Source organism: Streptomyces sp. NPDC002209 (assembly GCF_042890265.1).
Taxonomy (GTDB): Bacteria; Actinomycetota; Actinomycetes; order Streptomycetales; family Streptomycetaceae; genus Streptomyces.
Genome location: NZ_JBIARX010000014.1, coordinates 45,311 through 65,362 on the forward strand (window position 1 = coordinate 45,311; position 20,052 = coordinate 65,362).

Here is a 20,052-nt window from a genome sequence, read left to right on the forward strand (position 1 = left end):
CGATCCGAGGGAACGGCCAGACGTGAACCAGGTCCCCAGCATCAGGCTCAACAACGGCACGCTCATGCCCCAGCTCGGTTTCGGCGTCTGGCAGGTTCCGGACGCCGAGGCCGAGCGGGTGGTCGCGGCGGCACTGCAGGCGGGCTACCGCAGCATCGACACGGCCGCCGTCTACGGCAACGAGGAGGGCACCGGCCGGGGCCTGGCCGGGGCCGGGGTGCCGCGCGAGGAGCTGTTCGTCACCACCAAGCTGTGGAACGGGCCGTCGCAGGCGTGGGACCGGGACGCGGTGCTGCGCGCGTTCGACGACTCCCTGGCCAACCTGGGCCTCGACCACATCGACCTGTACCTGATCCACTGGCCGCGCCCGATGCGCGACGACTTCGTCGCCGTCTGGAAGGCCTTCGAGGAGATCGCGGCGAGCGGTCGCGCCCACGCCGTCGGCGTGTCGAACTTCCGCCCGGCGGACCTGGAGCGGCTCGGCGCCGAGAGCTCCCTGGTCCCGGCCGTCAACCAGATCGAGCTGCACCCGCTCTTCCCGCAGGCCGAGCTGCGCGCCCTGCACCGCCGGCTCGGCATCGCGACCGAGGCCTGGTCCCCGCTCGGCCAGGGCAAGGAGCTGCTGACGCTCCCGGCCGTCGCCGAGGTCGCCGCCCGGCACGGGCGCTCGGCCGCCCAGGTGGTGCTGCGCTGGCACCTGCAGCTCGGGAACATCGTGATCCCGAAGTCCGTGACCCCGGCGCGGATCCGGGAGAACCTGGACGTCTTCGGCTTCGAGCTGGACGCCGCCGACCTCGCCGCGCTGGACGCGCTGGGCACGGGTCCCGCGGCCCGGCGGATCGGGCCGGACCCGGCCGTCTTCGACTACTGAGGGGTGCGGTGTGAGCGTCCCCGACGGGGTGTATTTGGTGCGCAACGCGGCCAGCGGACTGCTGCTCCAGCTGGAGGGCGGCACCCGGGTGCGGGTGGGGCCCGAGGATCCGGCAGGGCCCCCGGCCGCCCGGCAGTGGCGGATCTCGCCGGTGCACAGCGGCGGGGGGATCGTCCACGTCGTCAGCGTGCACAACGACAAGCGGCTCGACGTCGCGAACGCGTCGACGGAGAGCGGGACCCGGGTCCAGGTGTGGCGGCCGAACGCGTTCGGCGCACAGGAGTGGATCGTCGAGGAGCATCTCGACGATCCCGGTGTGGTGTCCCTGATCGCGTGCATCAGCGGGCTGCCGCTGGAGGGGGACGAGGAGGGCCGGGCCCGCCAGTGCGAGGACAACGATTCGCCGTCGCAGTGGTGGCGCCTGGAGCCGGTCCTCCCCCGCCCCGGCGGCCGGGGAGGGGCGGGTTGGGCCTCGCCGTAGCGCGCGGTGGGCAGCGCGGGCGTGTCCGTGCCGGGCGCGGGGGCGGGCGCCGGTCGGCCGTCCCGCACCCGCCCGTGACCCGCCCGCCGGGGTCAGCTCGCGCCGTGGGCGGGGGCGAGGGCCTCGACGCGCTCGGCGAGCGCGAAGTCGGCGCCGGTGACGGCGTCTCCGGCGCTGTGCGTGTTGACCGACACGCGAACGGTGTTGTAGCCGAGGGTGAGGTCGGAGTGGTGGTTCAACTCCTCCTGGACCGCGGCGATGTGGGCGACGAGGGCGCTCGCCGCGAAGTGGGTGCCCAGCCGGTAGGTGCGGATGATCCGGTCGTCCTCGAAGGCCCAGCCGGGGAGTTCCCGCAACCGGTCCTCGATCTCCTTCTGCGAAAGCGGCTCGTCTGCCATCGGCATGCTCCTTCACCGTTCGGGCCCGACTTCTGACGTGGGGTCAAGGTTCCCACAGCGCACGCCGGAGGGGAGGTTTCGCGCCATAGTGCGTGCGGGTACTTCCGTGCCTTCCGGGTCCACGGTGCCGCCCCTATGCTCCTGCGCCGGACGTGACTGTTACCGCCGGTAATGCACACGTCGCCGACGACTCCGAAGGGGCTTCCTCATGACGCGCACGGGCAGTTCGAGGCGCAGGTTCATCGCGGGCGCGGGGGCGGCGGCCACCGCCGGGGCGCTGGGGGCCTCCGGGGCCCTGGCCGCCCCCGCCCAGGCCCAGGCCCCGTCTCAGGCCCAGGCCCAGTCCCCGGTGCGGAATCCCACCGGCCGCCGCGTCGCCGTCCTCGGCGGCGGGGTCGCCGGACTCACCGCGGCCCACGAACTCGCCGAGCGCGGCTACGCCGTCACCGTCTACGAGCGCCGCGCGCTCGGCGGCAAGGCCCGCAGCATGGACGTCCCCGGCAGTGCCCGCAGCGGGCGCCGGCCGCTGCCCGCCGAGCACGGCTTCCGGTTCATCCCGGGCATCTACCACAACCTGCCCGACACCATGCGACGCATCCCCTTCCCCGGCAACGCCCACGGCGTGTGGGACAACCTCGTCGCCCCGCCCGAGATGATGTTCGCCCGGGCCGGCGGCCGGGAGGACCTGCGCGCGCCCATCCCCTGGCCCGGCCACTCCGCGGCCGAGCTGACGCCCGACGAGATCCGCCGGGCCCTGACCGGCATCCTGCAGTCACTGGTCCGGCTGCCGCCGCACGAGACCGCGTACTTCGTCGACCGCGTGCTGGTCTTCCTCACCAGCTGCGACGAGCGCCGCAACGAGGTCTGGGAGTACACCCCCTGGTGGGAGTTCGTGCGGGCCGCGCAGATGTCGAACGAGTACCAGCGCATCCTCGCCGTGGGCATCACCCGCAACATCGTCGCGACCAAGGCCGAGGAGGCCTCCACCCGCACCGTCGGCGCCCTGGGCGAGGCCTTCGTCTTCAACGCGCTGGGGCGCGGCGCGGACGGGCCGCCGGACCGGATCCTCAACCTGCCGACCAACGAGGCGTGGATCGACCCGTGGGAGGCCCACCTGCGCTCCCTCGGCGTGGAGTTCAAGATCGGCTGGACGGTGCAGGAGGTTCAATACGGCAGCGGCCGGGTCAGCGGGGTCGCGGTCCTGGACCCGGCGGGGGCCCGGCAGACCGTCAGCGCCGACCACTACGTCAGCGCGCTGCCGGTCGAGCACGCCCGGCGCACCTGGAGTGCGGGGCTGCGGGCCGCGGACCCGATGCTGGGCCGCTGCGACCGGCTGGAGACCGACTGGATGACCGGCATCCAGTTCTACCTCACCGAGCGCGCGCCCCTCGTCCACGGCCACCTCAACTGCATCGACTCGCCCTGGTCGCTGACCGCGATCCAGCAGGCCGAGCACTGGCCGGCCCGCGACTTCCCGGCCCACTACGGCGACGGGGTGGCGGTGGACTGCCTGTCGGTGGACATCTCCGACTGGGACGAGCCGGGGATCCTGTACGGGAAGACGGCCAAGCAGTGCACCCGCGAGGAGGTCGCCCGCGAGGTGTGGGCGCAGCTGAAGGCCTCCCTCAACGACACCGGGAAGACGCTGCTGACGGACCGCACCCTGCACTCGTGGTTCCTGGACCCGGGGGTGGACGGGCTCGGCACCCCGAACCCGACCAACCAGGACCAGCTGCTGATCCACCCCACCGGCACCTTCCACAACCGGCCGAGCGCGGACACCCGGGTCCCCAACTTCTTCCTCAGCGGGGACTACGTGGCCGTCGACATCGACCTGGCGACGATGGAGGGCGCCAACGCCTCGGCCCGCGCCGCCGTCAACGCCCTGCTGGACAGGGACGGTTCGCAGGCCGCGCGGGTTGCGGTCCTGCCGATGTACCGGGCTCCGGAGGTGGAGTCCTTCAAGCGGCACGACCTGTGGCGCCACCGGCTCGGCCTGCGCAACGTCTTCGACCTGGGCTGACCCCTTTGGGCTACCGTCGTGGGCATGACCTCCACCCCCTCCGTCGGAGCCCTGCTGCGTACCTGGCGGGAGCGGCGCGGCATCAGCCAGCTGGAGCTGGCGGGCCGCGCCGACTCCTCCTCCCGCCACATCAGCTTCGTCGAGACAGGCCGGTCCCGGCCCAGCGAGGAGATGCTCCTGCGGCTCGCGGACCGCCTCGACGTACCGGTGCGCGAGCGCAACGCCCTGTTCCTGGCAGCCGGTTACGCCCCGCACTACGCGCAGACCCCGCTGGACGACCCCTCCATGGAGGGGCTGCGCGAGGGCCTGGAGCGGCTGCTGACCGGCTACGAGCCGTATCCGGCGCTGGTCGTGGACGCCACGTACCAGGTCGTGGCCGCCAACCGCGGCATCGCGATGCTGCTCGACGGCCTGCCGGAGCACCTGCTGGTCCCGCCGCTGAACGCCATGCGGATCACCCTGCACCCGGAGGGCCTGGCCCCGAAGATCCGCAACCTCGCGGAGTGGCGCGGGCACCTGCTGGCCCAGATGGAGCGGCAGATCGCACTGGCCCGCTCCGCGCCGCTGCGCGCGCTGTACGAGGAGGTGTCCGCCTATCCGGTCGCCGACCGGCCGGAGGACGCCGCACCCGGGGAGGCCGTCGCGTACATCGCGCTGCCGCTGGTGATCGAGCACGACGGGCACCTGCTCTCCTTCGTGTCTTCGATCGCGACGTTCAACACGCCGATGGACGTGACCGTCGCCGAGCTGGCCATCGAGACCCTCCTGCCGGCCGACCCGGCGACGGTGAAGTACCTGCGCTCACTGGGGCCCTGATGCGGAGCGCACCGCCAGCTGCTGGAGGAAGGCGAACGCCGCGACGGTGAGGGCCTGCACCGGGATCCACACCAGACCGGCGGTGGTGGGCGCGTCCCAGAGGAGGAGCGAGACCAGACTGAGGGCCGCCCAGGCCCAGTTGGCCTCGATGACGCCCTTCACCGCCAGGACCGGCGGCCGGCGGCGCGAGGCCAGCCAGCCGACGCCGGCCCCGTAGAGGGTCAGGAACAGGCCGAGTTCGAGCAGGGTGGCCTGGCCGACGCCGAGGAACCGGCCGAGCGGGGCGGAGAAGGCCGCGTACGCGAGCCCGTTCCCGGTGGTGACCACGGAGTCCAGGGCGAGGAAGCGGCGCAGCGCGGTCTGCGGGACGGTGGTGCGGGCGACGCTGCCGAGCAGGGTTGCGGACATGGCGGATCAGCCTCCGTCGAAGGTCGGGGCGAGGCGCGGCTGCCGGCCGCGCGCTCGAATGCGCTGGTGAGGACGGGTCCCGAGGCCGAGTGCGCGGTCTCGGAACCCGATGGCTCCACTGTCCCCCGCGCCCCGCACCGAGGTCGATTACCCCGGAGGTCATGCCCGGCCCGGCTGCGGTCGTGCCAACCTTCTTTGACTCACATCGCAAGAAAGGTGGGGGATCTCCTGTTTCGCCGGGGGGCCGCGGGCTACGCTGCACAGAGCTGAAGCTCTCGAACGTCCTCTCGGCATACGGAGAACCTCACGGTGTCAGCCGCCGCCCGACCCGACCTGGCCTCGGCCTGGGCCCGCGTCGCGGCGTTAGCGGAGCGGAGCGGCCGGGACCCGGCCGAGGTGCTGTCCCCCGAACGGCTGAGCCGCCTGTGCGGGGTCGAACCCGCGCTCGTCCCCGAGGTCGTTGCCGGGACCGCGCCCGAAGTGCCGCTGTGCCGGCGGGTGCACCGGCGCTTCCTGCGGCTGCGGGCCACCCGCCGCGACAAGCACGGCAGGGAGTGGTCGCTGGCCGCCATCGCGGAGGACTTCCAGGCTCCCGGCGCCTCCCTCGGCCCCCTCAACGCGGGCACCGGGATGCCCCGGCTGGGCCACGCGGCGGGGGTGCAGCGGTTCTTCGGGGTCTACTCCGGCTTCCTCCTCGCCGACAGCCAGTGCGCGGTGGAACACGCCCTCGCCACCACCGACGCGGCGGACGATCTCGAGCACCTCTCGTACCTGACGGGCATGCCCCCGCACGACATCCGGCTCACCCTCGACGGCGCACCGCCCCGGCTCCCGCTGAAGGAGCAGGTGCACCAGCGGTTCGAGCACCTGCGCCGCACCAGACTGCGCGCCGACGGCCAGGCCCACTCCCTCGCGGCCATCGCCCACTCCTTCGACGCTTCGGGGCAGTCGCTGACCCGCCTCGCGCGCGGTGAGGGCCTGCCCAACCTCGCGGCGGCCGCCGGGATCCAGCGCTTCTACGGGGTCGACGGCGGCTTCTTACTCGCCGACGACACCGAGGCGCTCGCCACCGCCCTCTCCGGGATCGAGCACGAGCTGGAAACCGCCGGACGCAACGCCGGAAACCCGATGCTCGCCGTGCTGCGGGCGCACGATGTACGGAGCATCGTCACGCGGGCCGGGCGGCTCTCCCCGGCGGGCTGGAAGTCGCTGGCCGACCACCTCGACGACCTGCTGGCCCGCGAGGGCCGGCTGGGACGCCCGGGCGCGGGCGGCGAACGCCCGCTCCACGCGGCGGTGCCCGACGACCGTAAGGCTGCCGAGGGGGGAGCGCGATGAGGACCACACGGACCATGCGGAAACTCGGAGGAGAGCTGCTGGCGGATGCGCGCCTGGCGCAGCCGGCCGATGCCGCCGAGATCATCGGGAGTCTGTGCGCCGCGTACGGCCGCCGGCGCGGCGGCCGGCCGGTGGAGTTCCGGTTCGCCGGATTCCCGCCCGACACCGCCAGCGGGCTGTGGCTGGAGATGGAAGAGCGCGACCTGCTGGTCATCGAGGAGCGCACCCGGCCCGAGCACCAGCTCGTCATCGCCTGCCACGAGTTATGGCACTTGGAGGAAGGCACGTGTGACAGCCACGGTCCGGGCATGGCCGTGGCGGCCCGGCTCACGGGGCACCGGGGCGATCTCGCCGAGCTGCTGCACTCGGAGGCCGGACTGGGCAGCGTGGTCCGGCAGGCGGCCGCCCGTGCGGACCGGGAGGATCCGGCGGAGATCCGGGCGGAGACCTTCGGGCTGTACCTCGGACAGGTCCTGAAGGCGTACCTGCCGGGGCCCCACGAGGAACGGTTCCCCGAGGCGATCGAGCGCATCAAGACCTCGCTCGGCTGGGGCCGTTGAGTGCACGTCCCCGCGGCGTACCGATGACGCCCCGGTGACCACCGCCTTCCCCGCCGACGCACCTCACGTGCCGCTGCCCTCGCACGGCCCCGACAGAGAGCACCTCGATGACCCAGTCTTCCCCGCCCCGCCACGCCGTCGTCATCGGCGGCAGCATGGCCGGTCTGCTCGCTGCGGCCGTGCTCGCCGAGCACGCGACGGTCACGATCATCGACGCCGACACGCTGCCCGACAGCCCGGCGCCGCGGCGCGGACTCCCGCAGGCCCGGCACGTCCACGTCATGTGGTCGGGCGGGGCCCGCGCCATCGAGAAGATACTCCCGGGCATCACCGACGACTGGACGGCGGCGGGCGCGATCCGCCGCAGCCTGCCCACCGACCTGGTCACCAAGACCGCCCAGGGCTGGATACCGCGCTGCGGGGAGAAGCAGTTCAACATCTCGTGCAGCCGCGACCTCCTCGACTCGGTGGTCCGCGCCCGGGTGACCGGCCTGCGCGGCGTCACCACGCTCCAGCAGAGCCGCGTACAGGCCCTGGAGGGTACGGCGGCCCGCGTCACCGGCGTCCGCGTCGACACCCCCGACGAGGCGGGCCGGCTGCTGGGCGCCGACCTCGTGGTGGACGCGAGCGGGCGCGGCTCCCGGGCCCGGGCCTGGCTGCACGAACTCGGGGTCGGCGGGATCAGACGGGCCGAGGTCGACTCCGGCCTGGTGTACGCGACCCGGATCTTCGAAGCCCCGCCGGGAGCCCACGAGATGGGCTTCCCGATCGTCAACGTGCAGTCCGATCCGCGGGTGCACGTACCCGGGCAGACCGCGACGATCGTGCCCATCGAGAACGGCCAGTGGCAGGCCACCCTGTCCGGCACCCGGGGCGGCCAGCCCACCGGCGACCCCGAGCAGTTCATCCCGTTCGCCAAGGGCATCCGCGATCCCGTCGTCGGCGAACTCCTCGAGGGCAGGAAGCCCCTCACGGACGTCGCCGTCACCCAGGGCACCGCCAACCGCAGGGTCTACTTCGAGAAGGCGGACCTGCCCGACGGCTTCTTCGCCGTCGGCGACTCCGTCGCCACCTTCAACCCGCTGTACGGACAGGGCATGACGGTCGCCGCCCAGGGCCTGCTGGCCGTACGCGCCCTGCTGCGCGCCAAGGGCCTCGCGCATCCCGGCTTCGGACGTGAGGCGCAGCGCGCGCTCGTCCCGCAGGTGGCCACCGCATGGGAGCTCGCCACCTCGCAGGACATCCTGTATCCCGGGGCCACCGGCATGAAGCCGCGGGCCGGCGCCGGGCTGCTCAACGCGTACGTCAGCCGGCTGATGACCGGCGCCACCACGCGGGAGGCGCTGACCGCCGCGTTCCTCCAGGTCATCACCATGAGCAGCTCGCCCACGTACTGGCTGCGCCCCTCGGTGGTCTGGCACGTGCTGCGCGCCTCGGACCGGGGCGCGCTGAAGGCGCCGCCGCTGACCGCGGCCGAGCGGGCCGTCGCGGGGCTCGACCAGGGGTCCGGCCCGGTCGGCCCGGAGGGCCCGGCCGATCCCGTGGGCCCGGTCGGCCCGGTCGGTCCCGTCGGTCCCGTCGGCCAGGCGCGATGACCGACGGTCTCATCCTGTACGTACCGGGGTCGGTGATGATCCTGGCGCTGCTGATCAAGGCGCCGACCCTGCGCCGGGGCTGGGACCAGCCGCTCATGCGGGCCGTGTGCACCCTGCTCGTCGTCGGCTGCATGGTCATGTTCCTGGCGGCGCCGCCGACGATCTCCGCGGTCAACCGGCTCACGGGCGTCGTCAACTTCTCGGCCCCGCTGGTGTACAGCGTGCTGACCGCGTTCTCGGGGTCGTGCATCGTGCTGGTCCTGCAGTGGGGCGGCGGGCCGCCCGCGGTCGTGCGGCGGGCGACCTGGCTGACGGTGGCCGCGTTCGGCGCCGTCACGCTGCTCATCGTCGTCCTCTTCGCGGTCGGCGACGCGCCGGTGGAGCGGCTGCGCGACCTGGACACGTACTACGCCAACACGCCCTGGCTGCGCGAGATGATCGTCTGCTACCTGGTCGCGCACACCGTGGGCAGTTCGACGCTCACCGTGCTGTGCTGGAAGTGGCTGCTGCGCGTGCGCCCCTCGCTGCGTCCGCTGCGCACCGGACTGGCCCTGATCGTGCTCGGCGGGGTGCTGGACCTGGGCTACCTCGTCACGAAGTGGGCGGCGGTGGGCGCCCGCTGGACGGGCCGCGACTGGGACGGCCTGTCGACGTACGTGGCACCGCCGTTCGCCTCCGCGGCCGCCCTGATGGTGGGGTCGGGGTTCATCGTGCCGCTGGTCGGCGGCTCGGCGGCCTGGCGGGACTTCAGCCGCTACCGCAGGCTGCACCCGCTGTGGAAGGCGCTGCGCGGGTTCGCCGCGTCGAGCGTGACGACGGTGCCGCTGACCTGGTGGTCGCCGATCGGGATCCGGCTGATCCACCGCGAATCCGTCATCGACGACGGGATCCTGGCGCTGGCCCGCTGGTTCGACCCGGCCGTACGGGGCGCCGCGTACGCGGCCGCGCTCGGGCAGGGCCTGTGCGCGTCGCGGGCCTCGGTCGTGGCCGACGCGGCCATGCTCGCCGCGGCCTGCCGGCGCCGGGAGGCGGCCGAAGCCGCCGAGGCTCTCGAGCCGGCGGACGCGGACGGCGCCGGGGAGCACCCCGCCGAGGCCGATCAGGGGCTGCCCGAGCCGTACCGGCTGGACTCCCGGCCGCTCGCGGCGCTGGCCCGGGAGTTCCGCGCCTCCCCCATCGTGGCGGCCGTCCGGCGGGCCCCGGCGAGCCTGTGAGCGGCCCGCGGGGGGCGTCAGCCGGCGAGGGCTTCCTCGGGCTCGGGATTGCGGGCGAGCCAGGCCCCGTACGCCCGCACCCTGCGCCAGTGCTGGAGCTGGTCGAGGGCGAACGTCGCCCTCGGGGAGGCCTCCGGGCGCGGTTCCAGGCCGCGGGCCAGCCGGTGCAGCTGGAAGCGTACGAAGGCCAGCAACCCGGCGCCGGCCAGGTCCCGGTCCTTCCAGCGCAGCCGCTCCACCGTCACCCGTACGTCCTCCCCGGCCCGCCAGCGGGCCGGCAGGTCGGGGCGGAACGCCAGGGCCGAGGCGAGCCCCACGACGGACACGCCGCGCTCCAGGACCTTCTGCGCGGTCTCCTGGCGGCCTATCCCGCCGGTCAGCATCAGCGGCATCGTGGCCGAGCCCAGGAACTGCTCGGCGAAGGAGAGGAAGTAGGCCTCCCGTTCGAGGGTCCGCAGATCGGCGGTGTGGCCCAGGGTCGCGGGGCTCTCGACGCTGCCTCCGGACAGTTCGACCAGGTCGACGCCGAGGCCGCCGAGGACCGCGAGGACCTGGGCCGCCTCCTCGGTGTCGAAGCCGCCGCGCTGGAAGTCGGCGGTGTTGAGCTTGACCCCGAGCGCGAAGCCGGGGCCCACCTGCGCGCGGACGGCGCCGACGACCTCGGTGAGCAGCCGGACCCGGTTCTCCAGGCTGCCGCCCCAGCGGTCGGTGCGCCGGTTGACGAGCGGGGAGAGGAACTGGCTGAGGAGGTAGCCGTGGGCGGCGTGGATCTGCACCCCGTCGAAGCCGGCCTCCTCGGCCCGCCGGGCCGTGACCGCGAAGCGGGCGACGGTGGCCTCGATGTCGGCCTCGGTCATCGCGGTGGGGCGGGCGAAGCGCTTGGTGTGCCTGCCGAGGCTCACCCCTATGTCGGAGGGCGCCCAGGCCGTGCCGGGCATCTCCGAGCCGACCTGCCGACCGGGGTGGTTGATCTGCATCCAGACCCGGCCGCCGCCGCTGGACGCGGCTTCGGCCCAGCGGCGGAAGGGGCCGAGCGGGGAACGGGCGTCGAGGACGATCGTCCCCGGCGCGGTCAGCGCCCGGCGGTCGACCATCACGTTCCCGGTGATCAGCAGCCCGGCGCCGCCCTGGGCCCAGCGGCGGTAGAGCCGTTCGATGCGCTCGTCCGGCAGCTGGCCGGACCCCGCGAGGCTCTCCTCCATCGCCGCTTTCGCCAAGCGGTTCGGCAGGGCCGTCCCGTTGGGCAGCTCCAGTGGCGTGAACAGGTCCATCAGCAGTTCCCCCAGGAAACGTGTTGCACGTGTCATCGCGCGCCCCGGCGCAAAACATACCGCTCCCTCCCGGGCCGCCGGCAGGCTGCTGCGTGAACCGGTTCGCAGGCCTTCGGCCGGGTCCTCGGCACCCGTGGGTCCCTTGAGGCGCTTGGTGAGGAAGAGCTGGGAAGGGCGCCACCGCACCGCCGCGACGAGCCGGCCGGCCGCCTGGGGACGCGGGGGCTCCGGGCGGCCGCCGCGCCCGGCGGGGCGGTTGCGCACCGGTCGCCCTACCGGTGGCGGACACAAGAAACCGGACACCCGGGGATGCGGAACGCCCCGGGCCGAAGGGCCCGGGGCGTTCACCGTTCACCGTCGCGGATGCGCGGCGGATCAGAGCTCCGCGAGCGCCAGCCCCGCCTGCGCGGCGGCGGCCTGGACGGTCTGCTCCAGCAGGACGGCGATGGTCATGGGGCCGACGCCGCCGGGAACCGGGGTGATCAGCGAGGCGCGGGCGGCGGCCGACTCGAAGTGGACGTCGCCGACGTTGCCCTCGTTGTAACCGGCGTCCAGGACCACGGCGCCCGGCTTGATGTCCTCGCCGCGGATGAACTCGGCCTTGCCGACGGCGGCGACCAGCACGTCGGCCTGGCGCACGATCGAGGGCAGGTCCACGGTGCGGGAGTGGCAGTAGGTGACGGTGGCGTTCTGCTCCAGCAGGAGCATGCCCGCCGGCTTGCCCAGGATCGCGCTGCGGCCGACGACGACGGCGTGCTTGCCGGTCAGGTCCACGTCGTACTCGGCGAGGAGCCGCATGATCCCGCCGGGGGTGCAGGAGACGAAGCCCGGCAGCCCGAAGCCCATGGCGGCGAAGGAGTGCATGGTGACGCCGTCGACGTCCTTGCCGGGGGCGATGGCCTCGAAGGCGGCGCGCTCGTCGATGTGGTGCGGGACCGGGTGCTGCAGCAGGATGCCGCTGATCTCCGGGTCCTCGGAAAGGGCCGTGAGGGCGGCGACGAGCTCCTCGGTGGTGGTCGTGGCCGGCAGCTCCACGTGGCGGGAGGTGATCCCGGCCTTCGCGCAGCGGTTCTGCTTCATCCGTACGTACGTGACGGACGCCGGGTCCTCGCCGACCAGCACGGTCGCGAGGCAGGGAGCCGTGCCGGTGCGCTCGGTGATCTTCGCCGCGAGGACGGCGGTCTGCTCCGAGATGCGGCGGGCGAGGGCGGTGCCGTCCATGAGCCGGGCAGCCTGCGCCACCGGCTCGGCGGTCTGGGCGGTCGTCGTCTGGGCAGTCGTCATGGGGTCTCCTGAGCGTCGCTGCGGAATCGCGGTTCGCCCAGGCGCGCGGCAGGTCGGCGTACCCGCGGTACGCCGGGCGCACGGGAGGTGCGCCGGGCCGCTCCCCGGTGGTGATCCACCCGAACGCCAGTCACGGCCCTCCCCCACTCTAATGGACCTCGTCGGCGCGTCCGGAGTGCGCGGCGGCCCCGTGCGCGCGAGATCCGGTCAAACCGGTGGATCACCGGCGTCCGACCTGGGACGATCGAGACATGACGCGCACCTTCGACCATCTCGTCGCCGAAGCCGAGTCCGTCTCCGTCGACGGATGGGACTTCTCCTGGCTCGACGGCCGGGCCACCGAGCAGCGCCCCTCCTGGGGCTACCAGGGACTCATGGGCGAGCGCCTGGCCCGGGTCGACGCCGCCCTCGACATCCAGACCGGCGGCGGCGAGGTGCTCGCAGGGGCGGGGACCCTGCCGCGGCTGATGGTCGCCACCGAGTCCTGGCCGCCGAACATCGCGAAGGCGACCCGGCTGCTGCACCCGCTCGGTGCGGTGGTGGTCGCGGACGCCGACGAGCCGCCGCTGCCGTTCGGCGACGAGGCCTTCGAGCTGGTCACGAGCCGGCACCCGGTGACCATCTGGTGGGAGGAGATCGCCCGGGTCCTGCGTCCGGGCGGAACGTACCTCTCGCAGCAGGTCGGGCCGGCGAGCGTCTTCGAGCTCGTCGAGTACTTCCTCGGGCCGCAGCCGGAGGAGGTCCGGCGCGGCCGGCACCCCGATGACGCGGTCGCCGACGCCGGCAAGGCCGGCCTCGAGGTCGTCGATCTGCGCTCCGAACGACTGCGTACGGAGTTCCACGACATCGGAGCCGTGATCTACTTTCTCCGGAAGGTGATCTGGATGGTGCCCGGCTTCACGGTCGGGCAGTACCGGGACCGGCTGCGCGAGCTCCACGAACAGATCGAACGCGACGGTCCGTTCGTGGCGCACACCGCCCGTTTCCTCATCGAAGCCCGCAAAACGGGCTGACGCGAGAGGCGGCGGAGGCACGGACGGATCCACGGCCGATCGGTTGCGCGCCCACAGCGTGGCGCAGGTCACTCAATTCAGCGCGTAACGAATCGACTCGGGCATGCGATGAACCGACAGGTGTCCTCGCGCGGCCCCGGAATACAGACCCCCCTCGGGTCTGTTTCCCGAGTCCGCGCGATGATGTCCCGCCCACTCCCTATCTGTTCGCAACGAGAGGCTCCTTGTGTCGCTCAGCCCGTCCCGTACGTTCCCTCCGGAGATCGCCGAATCGGAGGCCCTCGTCGCGCTCGTCGAGCGCGGCCGCGAGCAGGGTCACATCAACGGTGACGACGTGCGCCAGGCCTTCGAGGCCGGCCGCATCCCGGTGGACCAGTGGAAGCGGGTCCTGCGCAGCCTGAACCAGGTCCTGGACGAGGAGGGTGTCGCGCTGCACGTCAGCGCCGCCCCCGCCACGAAGGCTGCCGCGAAGAAGCCCCGCAAGGCGGCCGCTGCGCCTGCCCGCACCGTGACCAAGAAGGCGGCCGCCGCGCCGCGCCCCATCGGTGCGCGCAAGGCCTCGGCCACCAGCCCGGCCACCGCCACCGCGGCGGCGATATCCGCTTCGCCGGCGGCGGCCGCCGAGGACGAGGTGACGGCCGACGCCGCCGCCGAGCCGAAGAAGCGGACGGTCAAGAAGACCGCCGCGAAGAAGACCGCGGTGAAGAAGACCGCCGCGGCCAAGAAGACCAGCGCCAAGGATGCCGACGAGGGCGAGACCCCGGCAGCCGAGGGTGAGGACTGGGCCGCCGAGGACCTCGTCGACGACGTCGAGGAGGAGGCCCCCAAGGCCGGCGGCGCCCAGGGCTTCGTCCTGTCCGACGACGACGAGGACGACGCCCCGGCGCAGACGGTCATGGTGGCGGGCGCCACCGCCGACCCCGTCAAGGACTACCTCAAGCTCATCGGCAAGGTGCCGCTCCTCAACGCCGAGCAGGAGGTCGAGCTCGCCAAGCGCATCGAGGCGGGTCTGTTCTCCGAGTACAAGCTCGAAGAGGAGGAGGACCACAAGCCCGCCTTCAAGCGCGAGCTGGAGATCCTGGTCGAGGACGGCCGCCGCGCCAAGAACCACCTGCTGGAGGCCAACCTCCGCCTCGTGGTCTCGCTGGCCAAGCGCTACACCGGCCGCGGCATGCTCTTCCTGGACCTGATCCAGGAGGGCAACGTCGGCCTGATCCGCGCCGTGGAGAAGTTCGACTACACCAAGGGCTTCAAGTTCTCCACGTACGCGACCTGGTGGATCCGGCAGGCGATCACGCGCGCCATGGCCGACCAGTCGCGCACCATCCGCATCCCCGTCCACATGGTCGAGATCATCAACAAGCTGGCGCGCGTCCAGCGCCAGATGCTCCAGGACCTCGGCCGGGAGCCCACTCCGGAGGAGCTGGGCAAGGAACTCGACATGACCCCCGAGAAGGTCATCGAGGTCCAGAAGTACGGCCGCGAGCCGATCTCCCTGCACACCCCCCTGGGTGAGGAGGGCGACAGCGAGTTCGGTGACCTGATCGAGGACTCCGAGGCGGTCGTCCCTGCCGACGCGGTGAGCTTCACCTTCCTCCAGGAGCAGCTGCAGTCGATCCTGGGCACGCTCTCCGAGCGTGAGGCGGGCGTCGTCTCGATGCGTTACGGCCTGAACGACGGCCAGCCCAAGACCCTGGACGAGATCGGCCGCGTGTACGGGGTCACCCGTGAGCGCATCCGCCAGATCGAGTCCAAGACCATGTCGAAGCTGCGCCACCCGTCGCGTTCGCAGGTGCTGCGCGACTACCTCGACTAAACCGGTCAGGTCAGCCGGAAGACCGGCCCCTTCGGTGTGAACGGCAGGGAGGCACCCTGCGGAACCAGAAAGGCGTGCTCGCGCCGGATCCGCAGGGTGTCGCACTGTCCGTCCGTGATCACCAGCACCGGGGCGCCGGGCGGGAAGTCCTCCGCCCGGTGCAGCAGGTCGATGCCCGGCTGCAGTACGGTCCCGCCCCGGCCGCGCACCTTCACCCGGCCCGCGATCTCGGTCGGGGGCAGATAGCCCGCGTCGTACGGCGCCGCGTCGCAGAACACGACGCGTGCCGCCGGTACGTCGCGGGCTTCCGCGTACGAGGCGATGGCGCCCAGCGCCTTGCCGAGCAGGGCGGCGGGCATCGACCCCGAGGTGTCGAGCACCACCCCGAAGGTGCAGCGGGCGATCTCCTCGGGCGGGAAGCAGCGGCCCGCGCGGGGGATGTCCGGGGTGGACGCCTGGCGGCGCGCCGGGCGCGCGTAGGACCGTACGGGCTCGGGGCGCGGCACGTACTCGTCGAACCAGCGGGCGAGCTGCGCGTCCCAGGGCACGGGCGGGTGGGCCAGCGCCCGGATCTCCTGGACCAGCCCGGCGGGCAGCAGCCCGCGCTCCCCGTGCTCGTGCAGGTCGAAGCCCCGGACGAGGCCGCGCCGGTAGAAATCGTCCAGATCGGTGTACGGGAGGCTGCCCGCGTGCGGCAGCGGCTCGCCCAGGACGTCCCCGAGGCCCTTGCCGCGCAGCGTCGCGAGCCGGCGCACCCGGCGCAGGTCGGTGGCGATCCGGTCGTAGACCTCCTCGACGGACAGGTCCCGCAGCCCGGGGTCGTACAGCAGCCCCTCGGGCATCTCGCCGACGCCCATCTCCACGAGCCAGCCGTTGACCACGTAGTCGGCCGCCACGTTGTGCAGGTACGGGTCGCGGGCACCGCAGCGCTCGCCGTGCCGCAGGGCGGCGTGCAGCATCTCGTGGGCCAGGACGAAGCGCCACTCCGCGTCGGTGAACGTGCGCAGCGGGTTGACGTAGATCTCCCCGGCGCTCGCGCTGACGGCGGCGACGGCGATGTCCCGGGCGCGGGCGAGCTCGGCGTCGGCGACGATCCGCAGCCCGGCCGCGAGCCCGCCGAGCAGCGGGTAGGAGGACACGAACCAGTTCAGGGCCCGGTCCCAGGGGTGCCGGCGGACCCGCTCCCCGGTGATCCGGTCGCGGCGGCCGCCCGCCACGTCCATGGCGGCGCAGACGCTGCGGGTCAGGGCGTGCGCGAACGAGGTCTCCCAGTCGGGAACGTCCGTCGTCAGGGCGCGCCAGCCGACCAGGACCTGGTCGGGGTGCTCACCGGAGGTGCCGCAGTGCGCGTACGCGGCGGGGACGCCGTCGCGGCGCCAGCGGGCGGCGAGCTGCTCCTCGTCCCCGCCGGGGTACTCGGCGGGGAGGTGGTCGGGGGCGCGGCCCACGGGGAGGGTCAGCAGGAAGCGGTTGACGACGACGCAGCGGGCGGCGAGCTCGGCGGCGGCGGGCTGCGGGCGGTCCTCCTCCTTGGCGGCGGGCACGTGGCCGAAGCCGAGGTGGAGCAGGCTGTGGGCCAGCGCCCAGGCCCACTCCTGCGGTTCGGCGCGGCGGGTGGGATGGGCGTGGATGACCCCGTTGGAGGTGACGAGGACGAGCCCGGCGCCGGTGCACGAGGCGCACCGGGGGTCGCGGCAGTGGGTGGCGGAGAGGGCGCCCAGGGCCGGGTTCTGCCGGATCGCGGCCCGCCCGGCCTCGTAGGCGAGGGTGGCCGGGTCCTGGACGGCGGGCTTCTTCTTACGGGTCACGGGCGGCTCACTTCCGGCTCGCTCCCGGATCGCTTCCGGTTCCCGGGCGGGGTTGCGTCGGGGCGTGTGCGCCGGGGTGCCCGGCGCGGCGGGTTCGTACGGCTCACCGGCGCGCCGCGACGAGCCTCGGCATGTCGCGGGCGGCCTCCACCAGGAACCAGGCGGGCAGCACCGGCAGGCCGTCGGCGTCGTCGGCGATGACCGTCTGGGCGACTTCGACGGAGATCTCGGCGAGCTGCACGAGCAGGGACTTCGCGCGGTACGCGGTCTGCCGGACGGCGGGCGAGGCGTGCTCCTTGCGTTCCGGGAGCTCCTTGACCAGGCGGCCCCGGAAGGCCTCGGCGAGGTAGTAGAGCAGATCGCGGTCGGCGAGGCGGGTCGGCCACGGGGCATCGCCCTTGATGATCGCCTCGATGCCGAAGGTGTGGCGGACGATCTTGGCGTAGCCGCAGAAGGAGACGGCGTGGGCCGGGGTGAGGGTGCCGTGCGCGACGATCTTGAGGGTCTGCTCGTCCAGGCCGGTCCCGAAGGAGTGCAGGGCGTCGGAGAGCATGTGCCAGGAGCGCGGGGTGGAGAAGGGCTCCTCGGTCTTGGGCGGCGCGGACCACAGGTGGTCGGGGCGGTCGGTGAGGTAATCGGTGATCCACGGGTGGATGCCGTTCTCCCCGGCCCAGACCAGCCAGTCCTGCGCGGAGGCCTGCAGGTGTACGTGGGTCAGCCGGTTGACGAGCGCGGAGGCGATGGGCCGGGCCAGCGCGTTGTCGGTGGCCCGGTTGCCCGCGCCGATGACGATGGAGCCGGCCGGGAGCTCGTAACTGCCGATCCGGCGGTCCAGGATGAGCGAGTAGAAGGCCTTCTGGACGTCCGGGGTCGCGGCGTTGAGCTCGTCGAGGAACAGGCAGTACGGCTCGTCGCGGGCGATGGCCTCGGGCGGGCAGAAGACGGACCGGCCGTCACGGATCTGCGGTACCCCGATCAGGTCCTCGGGCGCGAGCTGCGTGCCGAGCAGGCTGACGCACTCCAGGCCCAGGGAGTCGGCGAACTTCCGCACCAGCGAGGACTTGCCGATTCCGGGTGCCCCCCAGAGGAACACGGGCCGCACGGTGGCGAGGCCCAGCAGCAGTTCGGGGATCTGGGCGGGGGTGACGGTGACGGCGGCCTGCACGAGAAGCGGTCCTCAGGGGTGGGGTACGTGGCGCGCCCAGTGTGGGCGCACCGCGTACCCCGGGGCATCCGGTTTTCCGCCGCGGGGCAGTGGCCGGGTGCTTCAGTGCTCCAGCAGGTGCTTGAGCTTCTCCTCGTTGCGCGGCATCTCCTTGCGGGCGTACGGCTTGACCACGAGCGGTGCGATGACCCTGCCGATGCCGTGGCCCTCGAAGTCGAGGTCGAGGGTCACGCGCGAGCGCTTGCCGCCGTCGAGGGGTTCGATGGTCCCGCGCACATCGCCGCGTACGGGTCCGTCGAGCCCGTGGAGGCGCCAGCTGCGCGGCGGGTCGAGCTCCTTGACCTCCATGGTCATCGGGAACTTCCGCCTGCCCATGCGCCGGGTGACCTTGACCTTCGAGCCGACGTGCAGGGGTGCGCCGTCGAGCGGGCGGGCGGAGACGGCGCTGTCCTGCCACTCCGGCAGGTGCGCGGGGTCCGTCACGTAGTCGAAGACGTCTTCAGGACTGCGGGAGATGTCGATGCTTTCTCTGATCGCGGACATGGCGACCCCTTCACTGCCCCCTTCTTGTCCTCTCTTTCCTCTCATTCCAAACTACCGCGCAGGTCAGGCGGTGGCCCGGTGCTTTCGCGCGGACATCGCGGCGTAGACGAGGACGCCCGCGAAGAGGAACAGGACGCCCTGGTAGACGGCCGCGTAGCCGGAGCCGGCGACCAGCCACATCGAGAATCCGAAGGCCAGGGCGGCGAGGACGCCGTCGCGGACCAGGCGTCCGCGGTGGACGCGCTCGGACTGCCCGGAGAGCAGGAAGTGGATCTGCGCGGCGGTGGAGAGGAGGTACGGGACGGTCGCCGTGAAGGTGGTGACCAGGACGAGGACCTCGAAGACCCCGTCCGAGCCGGCCGTGTAGTTGTAGACGGTCAGGCCCGAGGCGAGGACGACGGTGACGAGCACGCCGGCCACCGGGACGCCCCGCTTCTTCGTCTCGAAGACCTTCGGGAAGAGCCCGTCGCGGGCGGCGGCGTACGGGGTCTGCGCGCTGAGCAGGGTCCAGCCGTTGAGGGCGCCGAGCATCGAGATCACGGCCGCGCAGGCGACGAGCGTGCCGCCCCAGGTACCACCGAACATCACGTCGACTGCGTCGGTGAAGGGGGCCTCGGAGGCGACCAGCTTGTCGTGGGGGACCAGGCCGAAGACGGAGAGGGTGCCCAGCAGGTAGACGGCGGCCGCACCGGCGGTGCCCAGGATCGTGGCCCGGCCGACGTTGCGGGCCGGGTCGCGGACCTCGCCCGCGCTGACGGCGGCCGACTCGACGCCGAGGTAGCTGAAGAGCAGGATCGCCGCAGCGGCGGAGACCGCGCCGACGGGGCTCTGGTCGGTGGCCCGGAAGGGGCCGAGGTTCGCCGGGTCGAAGAAGAACAGCCCGCCGACGGCGACCAGCAGCAGCGGGGCGAACTTCAGCACGGTGGCGACCAGTTGGACGGCCCCGACGTAGCGGGTGCCGGCCAGGTTGGCGAGCGCCGGGAGCCACTGCACGGCGAGGGCGGCCAGGCACATCGCCGCCTTGTGCTCCCCGACGGCCGGGAAGAGCACGGTGAGGTAGCCGACGGCCGCCACGGCGAGGGCCGCGTTCGAGACCCAGGCGGTGATCCAGTAGCTCCAGGCCGCGAGGAACCCCGCGAAGTCGCCGAACGCGGCGCGGGCGTAGACGTACGGGCCGCCGGTCTGCGGGAGCCGCTGCGCGAGCCGGCCGAAGACGAGGGCGAGGGCGATCGCACCGGCGGTGAGCACGCCGAAGGCGACCAGGCTGATCGTGCCGAAGGGTGCGACGGAGGCGGGCAGCAGGAAGATCCCGCCGCCGATGATGTTGCCCATGACCAGACAGGTCGCGATCGGGAGGCCGAAGCGGCGCGCGTGGGGCTCGCGACCCTGCTCGGGGGGTGCGGCGGCCTCGGCGGGCAGGGTTGCGGTGCTGGTCATCGGTGGTGCGC

General features: G+C 73.0%; 18 protein-coding genes. 10 read left to right on the forward strand and 8 right to left on the reverse strand.

Features of this window, described 5'->3' with window-relative positions; all coding sequences use genetic code 11:
* Window positions 1-22: 22 nt before the first annotated feature.
* Entirely contained in the window at window positions 23-871 is an 849-nt protein-coding gene (locus ACFYXK_RS25055; protein WP_389413114.1) for an aldo/keto reductase, read from the forward strand.
* 10 nt (window positions 872-881) lie between these two features.
* Window positions 882-1,352, forward strand: coding sequence for an RICIN domain-containing protein (locus ACFYXK_RS25060; RefSeq protein WP_389413115.1), 471 nt, complete (start codon window positions 882-884; stop codon window positions 1,350-1,352).
* Window positions 1,353-1,444: 92 nt separating this feature from the next.
* Here ACFYXK_RS25060 and ACFYXK_RS25065 read toward each other — a convergent pair whose 3' ends face one another.
* On the reverse strand, window positions 1,445-1,750 hold the full coding sequence (locus ACFYXK_RS25065) for a 4a-hydroxytetrahydrobiopterin dehydratase (RefSeq protein ID WP_266997932.1): 306 nt from the start codon (window positions 1,748-1,750) through the stop codon (window positions 1,445-1,447).
* Between the two features lie 208 nt (window positions 1,751-1,958).
* Here ACFYXK_RS25065 and ACFYXK_RS25070 point away from each other — a divergent pair, with 208 nt between their 5' ends.
* Window positions 1,959-3,773 carry an FAD-dependent oxidoreductase gene (locus ACFYXK_RS25070; RefSeq protein WP_389413116.1) on the forward strand — a complete coding sequence of 605 codons (1,815 nt, stop codon included), beginning with the start codon at window positions 1,959-1,961 and terminating at the stop codon, window positions 3,771-3,773.
* A 24-nt stretch (window positions 3,774-3,797) separates the two neighbouring features.
* Window positions 3,798-4,589, forward strand: a complete 792-nt coding sequence (locus ACFYXK_RS25075) for a helix-turn-helix domain-containing protein (protein ID WP_389413117.1) — start codon at window positions 3,798-3,800, stop codon at window positions 4,587-4,589.
* Here the strand turns inward: ACFYXK_RS25075 and ACFYXK_RS25080 are convergent.
* Window positions 4,575-4,997 carry a hypothetical protein gene (locus tag ACFYXK_RS25080; protein ID WP_389413118.1) on the reverse strand — a complete coding sequence of 141 codons (423 nt, stop codon included), beginning with the start codon at window positions 4,995-4,997 and terminating at the stop codon, window positions 4,575-4,577. The genes ACFYXK_RS25075 and ACFYXK_RS25080 overlap by 15 nt on opposite strands.
* Window positions 4,998-5,306: 309 nt before the next feature.
* Between ACFYXK_RS25080 and ACFYXK_RS25085 the strand changes: the two genes are divergently transcribed.
* The 4 genes from ACFYXK_RS25085 (at window position 5,307) to ACFYXK_RS25100 (ending at window position 9,704) form a co-directional block, all read left to right on the forward strand.
* Window positions 5,307-6,335, forward strand: coding sequence for a hypothetical protein (locus ACFYXK_RS25085; RefSeq protein ID WP_389413119.1), 1,029 nt, complete (start codon window positions 5,307-5,309; stop codon window positions 6,333-6,335).
* On the forward strand, window positions 6,332-6,895 hold the full coding sequence (locus ACFYXK_RS25090) for a toxin-antitoxin system, toxin component (RefSeq protein WP_389413120.1): 564 nt from the start codon (window positions 6,332-6,334) through the stop codon (window positions 6,893-6,895). Before ACFYXK_RS25085 ends, ACFYXK_RS25090 begins: the two co-directional genes overlap by 4 nt.
* A 107-nt stretch (window positions 6,896-7,002) precedes the next feature.
* Window positions 7,003-8,490: an NAD(P)/FAD-dependent oxidoreductase gene (locus ACFYXK_RS25095; protein WP_389413121.1), complete on the forward strand. Its 1,488-nt coding sequence runs from the start codon at window positions 7,003-7,005 to the stop codon at window positions 8,488-8,490.
* The gene (locus ACFYXK_RS25100; RefSeq protein WP_389413122.1) at window positions 8,487-9,704 is read left to right on the forward strand and encodes an MAB_1171c family putative transporter; all 1,218 of its coding nucleotides are present in this window, start codon (window positions 8,487-8,489) and stop codon (window positions 9,702-9,704) included. Before ACFYXK_RS25095 ends, ACFYXK_RS25100 begins: the two co-directional genes overlap by 4 nt.
* A 17-nt stretch (window positions 9,705-9,721) precedes the next feature.
* Here the strand turns inward: ACFYXK_RS25100 and ACFYXK_RS25105 are convergent, their stop codons facing one another.
* The gene (locus tag ACFYXK_RS25105; protein WP_389413123.1) at window positions 9,722-11,011 is read right to left on the reverse strand and encodes an NADH:flavin oxidoreductase/NADH oxidase family protein; all 1,290 of its coding nucleotides are present in this window, start codon (window positions 11,009-11,011) and stop codon (window positions 9,722-9,724) included.
* A gap of 339 nt (window positions 11,012-11,350) precedes the next feature.
* On the reverse strand, window positions 11,351-12,259 hold the full coding sequence (locus ACFYXK_RS25110) for a bifunctional 5,10-methylenetetrahydrofolate dehydrogenase/5,10-methenyltetrahydrofolate cyclohydrolase (protein ID WP_389413124.1): 909 nt from the start codon (window positions 12,257-12,259) through the stop codon (window positions 11,351-11,353).
* A gap of 251 nt (window positions 12,260-12,510) precedes the next feature.
* Here ACFYXK_RS25110 and ACFYXK_RS25115 point away from each other — a divergent pair, with 251 nt between their 5' ends.
* Together ACFYXK_RS25115 and ACFYXK_RS25120 are read left to right on the forward strand one after the other, a co-directional pair.
* The gene (locus ACFYXK_RS25115) at window positions 12,511-13,272 is read left to right on the forward strand and encodes a class I SAM-dependent methyltransferase (RefSeq protein ID WP_389413125.1); all 762 of its coding nucleotides are present in this window, start codon (window positions 12,511-12,513) and stop codon (window positions 13,270-13,272) included.
* 226 nt (window positions 13,273-13,498) lie between these two features.
* Window positions 13,499-15,088 (forward strand): RNA polymerase sigma factor, encoded by a 1,590-nt coding sequence (locus ACFYXK_RS25120; RefSeq protein ID WP_030292906.1) that lies wholly within the window; start codon window positions 13,499-13,501, stop codon window positions 15,086-15,088.
* A 5-nt stretch (window positions 15,089-15,093) separates the two neighbouring features.
* Here ACFYXK_RS25120 and ACFYXK_RS25125 read toward each other — a convergent pair whose 3' ends face one another.
* From ACFYXK_RS25125 to ACFYXK_RS25140, 4 genes are all read right to left on the reverse strand, one after another.
* Entirely contained in the window at window positions 15,094-16,896 is a 1,803-nt protein-coding gene (locus ACFYXK_RS25125) for a hypothetical protein (protein ID WP_389413126.1), read from the reverse strand.
* A gap of 103 nt (window positions 16,897-16,999) precedes the next feature.
* Window positions 17,000-18,061, reverse strand: a complete 1,062-nt coding sequence (locus ACFYXK_RS25130) for an ATP-binding protein (RefSeq protein WP_389413127.1) — start codon at window positions 18,059-18,061, stop codon at window positions 17,000-17,002.
* Between the two features lie 102 nt (window positions 18,062-18,163).
* A complete protein-coding gene (locus ACFYXK_RS25135) occupies window positions 18,164-18,604 on the reverse strand; it encodes an SRPBCC family protein (protein WP_389413128.1) in 441 nt (146 codons plus the stop codon).
* Between the two features lie 63 nt (window positions 18,605-18,667).
* On the reverse strand, window positions 18,668-20,041 hold the full coding sequence (locus tag ACFYXK_RS25140) for an amino acid permease (protein ID WP_389413129.1): 1,374 nt from the start codon (window positions 20,039-20,041) through the stop codon (window positions 18,668-18,670).
* Window positions 20,042-20,052: the final 11 nt, after the last annotated feature.

What these genes read in the sequence shown, in the direction of transcription:
- ACFYXK_RS25105 (WP_389413123.1), bottom strand. Translation starts at nt 11,011, where the DNA reads ATGACACGTGCAACACGTTTCCTGGGGGAACTGCTGATGGACCTGTTC.
- ACFYXK_RS25080 (WP_389413118.1), bottom strand. Translation starts at nt 4,997, where the DNA reads ATGTCCGCAACCCTGCTCGGCAGCGTCGCCCGCACCACCGTCCCGCAG.
- ACFYXK_RS25100 (WP_389413122.1), top strand. Translation starts at nt 8,487, where the DNA reads ATGACCGACGGTCTCATCCTGTACGTACCGGGGTCGGTGATGATCCTG.
- ACFYXK_RS25090 (WP_389413120.1), top strand. Translation starts at nt 6,332, where the DNA reads ATGAGGACCACACGGACCATGCGGAAACTCGGAGGAGAGCTGCTGGCG.
- ACFYXK_RS25065 (WP_266997932.1), bottom strand. Translation starts at nt 1,750, where the DNA reads ATGGCAGACGAGCCGCTTTCGCAGAAGGAGATCGAGGACCGGTTGCGG.
- ACFYXK_RS25095 (WP_389413121.1), top strand. Translation starts at nt 7,003, where the DNA reads ATGACCCAGTCTTCCCCGCCCCGCCACGCCGTCGTCATCGGCGGCAGC.
- ACFYXK_RS25115 (WP_389413125.1), top strand. Translation starts at nt 12,511, where the DNA reads ATGACGCGCACCTTCGACCATCTCGTCGCCGAAGCCGAGTCCGTCTCC.
- ACFYXK_RS25135 (WP_389413128.1), bottom strand. Translation starts at nt 18,604, where the DNA reads ATGTCCGCGATCAGAGAAAGCATCGACATCTCCCGCAGTCCTGAAGAC.
- ACFYXK_RS25110 (WP_389413124.1), bottom strand. Translation starts at nt 12,259, where the DNA reads ATGACGACTGCCCAGACGACGACCGCCCAGACCGCCGAGCCGGTGGCG.
- ACFYXK_RS25075 (WP_389413117.1), top strand. Translation starts at nt 3,798, where the DNA reads ATGACCTCCACCCCCTCCGTCGGAGCCCTGCTGCGTACCTGGCGGGAG.
- ACFYXK_RS25140 (WP_389413129.1), bottom strand. Translation starts at nt 20,041, where the DNA reads ATGACCAGCACCGCAACCCTGCCCGCCGAGGCCGCCGCACCCCCCGAG.
- ACFYXK_RS25070 (WP_389413116.1), top strand. Translation starts at nt 1,959, where the DNA reads ATGACGCGCACGGGCAGTTCGAGGCGCAGGTTCATCGCGGGCGCGGGG.